At 69.7% G+C, this 4,070-nt stretch carries 3 protein-coding genes; 2 read left to right on the top strand and 1 reads right to left on the bottom strand.

The window, feature by feature from the left end; genetic code table 11:
- Positions 1 to 167: 167 nt before the first annotated feature.
- Complete coding sequence (locus EAO71_RS33835; RefSeq protein ID WP_147981656.1) at positions 168 to 959, bottom strand: SDR family NAD(P)-dependent oxidoreductase; 792 nt, start codon at positions 957 to 959, stop codon at positions 168 to 170.
- A 141-nt stretch (positions 960 to 1,100) separates the two neighbouring features.
- On the opposite strand from EAO71_RS33835, the gene EAO71_RS33840 reads away from it, so the two are divergent.
- Complete coding sequence (locus tag EAO71_RS33840) at positions 1,101 to 1,673, top strand: TetR/AcrR family transcriptional regulator (RefSeq protein WP_147981657.1); 573 nt, start codon at positions 1,101 to 1,103, stop codon at positions 1,671 to 1,673.
- A gap of 586 nt (positions 1,674 to 2,259) precedes the next feature.
- A complete protein-coding gene (locus tag EAO71_RS33845) occupies positions 2,260 to 3,978 on the top strand; it encodes a pentapeptide repeat-containing protein (protein ID WP_261992476.1) in 1,719 nt (572 codons plus the stop codon).
- Positions 3,979 to 4,070 lie beyond the last annotated feature (92 nt).

Consider the following 4,070-nt stretch of genomic DNA (forward strand, 5'->3'; position numbering starts at 1 on the left):
GGAGCGGGGCTGTCGGGTGCGGGGGCTTCGGCTGTCGGGTCGTTCGGGTGTGGGGCCTTCGGCTGTGGGCGGGCCCGCGACGGACGAGCGGTGCTTAGTCGACGCCCGGAGGCCGCCGGCCGGCAGCGGCCTCGAGAACAGGGGCTGCCGACGGGCGACGGGCGAGGCTAGCGGCGGGTGCGCTGCGCCTCGACGATCTGCCGTACGGAGCCGTCGACGTCCGCCCGGGCCTGGACCCGCTCGGCGAAGCCGGGAAACTGGCCGGCGATGGCACTGAGCAGGCGCAGCTCCAGTGGCGCCACGTTGACCTCGCACCGGTCGCGGAGCACGGCGCGTACGACGCCGTCGGCGACCTGGCCGGGCGTCACGGTACGGATGCCGTTCGGCGGCGCGGCGCCCGTGTCCGCGAACATCCCCGCATCGCGGACGAAGCCGGGCTGGACGAGCGACACCCCCACACCGGTGCCCCGGAGTTCCTGCCGCAGGGCCAGGGCGAATCCGCGCAGCCCGAACTTCGTCGCGTTGTAGAGGGAGGTCGACTTGGTCGCAGCCTTGCCCGAGATGGAGCCGACGAGCACGATGTGGCCGCGCCCGCGGTCGACCATGTGAGCGGTGAGCAGCCGGGAGAGCAGGACGGGCGCGCGCAGGTTGACGTCGAGGGCGCGGTCGAGCTGTTCCTCGCTGTAGTCCAGGAGGTCGCCGCTGGCGGGGAGGGCGGCGTTCGCGACGAGGACGTCCGTATCGGCGCAGGTCTCGGCGAGCCGGACGACGTCGGACCGGACGGCCAGGTCTGCGACGACGGTGCGGGCCCCGCAGGCGTCCGCGGTGGCCTTCAGCGCCTCCTCCCGACGGCCGGTGAGTGTGAGGCGGGCTCCCTGGGCCGCCAGGCGCGCCGCCAGTGCGGCACCGATGCCCCCGGTCGCGCCGGTGAGCAGAACGTTCGATCCGGATATGTCCACGTTGACTCCCGTGCGGCTGCCCTCAACTGTTCGTTCGAACGAACAGTAGGGATCGCTCCGCCTCGCTGTCCACACCCCCGGCCGGTCAACCGCCGTATCCGGCCCGGTCGGCCGGGCCGCGCGATGGGGCAGAATGCCGACATGCCCCACGCTTCCGACACCCGCCAGAGCATCATCGACGCCGTGCTGCGGATCATCGGGCAGGACGGCATCGCCGCCGTCACCAACCGGCGGATCGCCAAGGAGGCAGGCGTCTCGCTCGGTTCGGTCACCTACCACTTCGCCACCCAGCACGAGCTGCTGCGCGAGAGCCTGCTGCACTTCGTGGCCGAGGAGACCCGGCACTTCACGGCGCTCGCCGACGCCTGCACCGACGAGCCCTTCGACATCGGGCAGGCGGCCGAGGTGGTGGCGCAGGTCGCCGGCGGCAACGCCTTCGACAGTCGCCACATCGCGCCGTTCGAGTTGTACGTCGAGGCGGGCCGCGACGAACGGCTGCGGGCGGCCGCGGCCGAGTGCTTCGCCGCGTACGACCTGCTGGCCACCCGGATCCTGACCCAGCTCGGCGTGCCGGACCCCGAACGCCTGGCGGGCGTGGCCGTAGCCCTGGTCTTCGGCCAGCAGCTGCGCCGCCTGGCCACCGGCGCCCCGGCCGAGGACCTCGTCGACACGCTGCTGATACTGACCAGATTCGCCCCGCCGCAGGAGCCGTAGGCACCAGCCCGAGTACACCAGCATGTCCGACAGCGCTGTAGACCACGACCCGAGATCGCATCCTCATCGGATCCGTTCTTCTGTTTCGACGCACGGGGTCGCGATCTGCCTGTATTCATCTGCCATGACCTGTGCACGGGACGCCGGCCGACCGAGGGGCGTGGGGCTCAGGCATGCGGGACTGGACCGGCGTCAGGACAGCGTGAATCGGGGGCGAGATGGAGTTCGATCAGGACGTACAGACCCGGGTGGGCGACCTCGATCGCGAACTACGGAGCAGGGAGTTGGGGGCAGGTCGCCTGACCGCTTCGCGCCCGGAAGCGACCGCCACTGAGGCCCTGGAAAAAGCGGACCGAGGCCGTCCGCTCCCCCGTATCAACTTCACACCCCTCCGCGGCAGCCTGGGCGGCATCCCGTGGGCAGGAGTCCGGCGTCGGATTCACGCAGATCCGCTCGCCTCCGAGAAGGCCGCCCGCTCATGACGGTCACCCGGATGCCGAATGGAAGGCCCGTTGCTCCTCCTTGGCCACACTGCGCCCACGGCGCCGACCCGGTCGGCGATCCGATCGGTTGCCGTGGGCGTCGGGTGGACCGGCACCCCGCGTGCCTGGAGCACCTCACCGACACCGACTTGTCCGCCTATCTGAGTTCCCTGGCACCCGGAAGCCGACTCGACCACCGCGGCACACTCTTCTCGGAGCGCCTCCTGGGCCGACTCCTGGAACCGCTCCGCGACAGCGCCACTGGGCGCCTGCACATGGGCGGCGTCGACTTCGGAGACGCGACGTTCTCCGGTACCGCCGAATTCGGTGAAGCCACTTTCTCCGGCGATGCCGACTTTCGTTGGGCGGCCTTCCCCGCCGGGGCCGACTTCAGTGGGGCAGTATTCACCAGCACGGCCATGTTCACGCAAGCGACGTTCTCTCAATTCACCGGCTTCTTCAAAACTCATTTCTCCGGGTCCGCACGGTTCGAGCGGACGTCCTTCAACGGCACGGTCCTGTTCGGCGAGACGTTGTTCACGGGAATCGCCGACTTCAGCGAGGCGTCGTTCTCAGGCGACGCCAAGTTCGACAGGGCACGATTCTCTGCCGACGCCAGGTTCCGGCAGGGGACGTTCTCCACATTCGCGAGCTTCGATTCGACCGCTTTCTCCGGCGCCGCCGATTTCGGCGAAGCCACCTTCACCGGCTGCGCCACCTTCGGCTCAGCCACCTGCTCCGGCCCCGTCGGCTTCATCCGCGCGGCGTTCGCGGACACCGCCTACTTCGGAGATGCGACGTTCGCCGCTGACACCAGATTCCACCTCTCGACGTTCGCCGGGTCCGCCACTTTCGGTGGCGCGGTGMTCGAGTCGGCTTCGCAACTGGGCCCCCTCGTCTGCGAGGACGCCCTCGACTTGTCCAGGGCCCGGTTCGGCAGCGCTGTCACCATCGAGGTCGCGGCTGCCCGGGTCCTGTGCAACCGGACACGCTGGGACTCCGCTGCTGCGCTGCGCGTTCGCTACGCCACGATCAACCTCAGCGACGCCGTGCTCGAGTACCCGGTGAGCGTCACCGCCCGGGTCGTCCCGTTCAGCACAGGATTGCGATCGGTCCCGGAGGGCCGCCTGGCCGAACGGGACAGCGGTGTCCGCATGGCCTCCCTCCAGGGAGTGGACGCCGCGCACCTCGTCCTGCACGGTGTGGACCTCAGCCGCTGCATCCTTTCCGGCACGGTGCACCTCGATCAACTGACACTGGAAGGGCAGTGCTTCTTCGCCACGGTCCCCACCGGGTTCGTCAGACGCGGCCTTCGAGTGGCGCGATGGACCCCGCGCCGCACTCTGATCGAGGAGCACCATTGGCGCGCCACCCGCGGCGTCGACCACGCTGGCTGGACAGCCGCTCCCGCGCGGCAGGAGGTACTCCAGCCCGTCACCCTGGCTCCCGTCTACCGGCAGCTGCGCAAGTCGTTCGAGGATGGCAAGCATGAACCCGGAGCCGCCGACTTCTACTACGGCGAGATGGAGATGCGCCGTCACGCAGACGACATCCCCTGGAGCGAACGGAGCCTTCTCACCGTGTATTGGGCACTGTCGGGCTACGGCCTGCGGGCTTCACGAGCCCTCGCGTGGCTTCTCGGCACCATGGCCGCGACCATCCTGGTGATGATGCTGTGGGGCCTGCCCGCAGGTGAACCGCAACCCGCGGCCGGCGGAAGGCTGATCGGCCAGCGTGGTCGACGCCGCGGGTGGCGCGCCAATGGTGCTCCTCGATCAGAGTGCGGCGCGGGGTCCATCGCGCCACTCGAAGGCCGCGTCTGACGAACCCGGTGGGGACCGTGGCGAAGAAGCACTGCCCTTCCAGTGTCAGTTGATCGAGGTGCACCGTGCCGGAAAGGATGCAGCGGCTGAGG

Origin of the sequence: Streptomyces sp. MS191, from assembly GCF_008042125.1 — a bacterium.
In the GTDB taxonomy this organism is placed as follows: domain Bacteria; phylum Actinomycetota; class Actinomycetes; order Streptomycetales; family Streptomycetaceae; genus Streptomyces.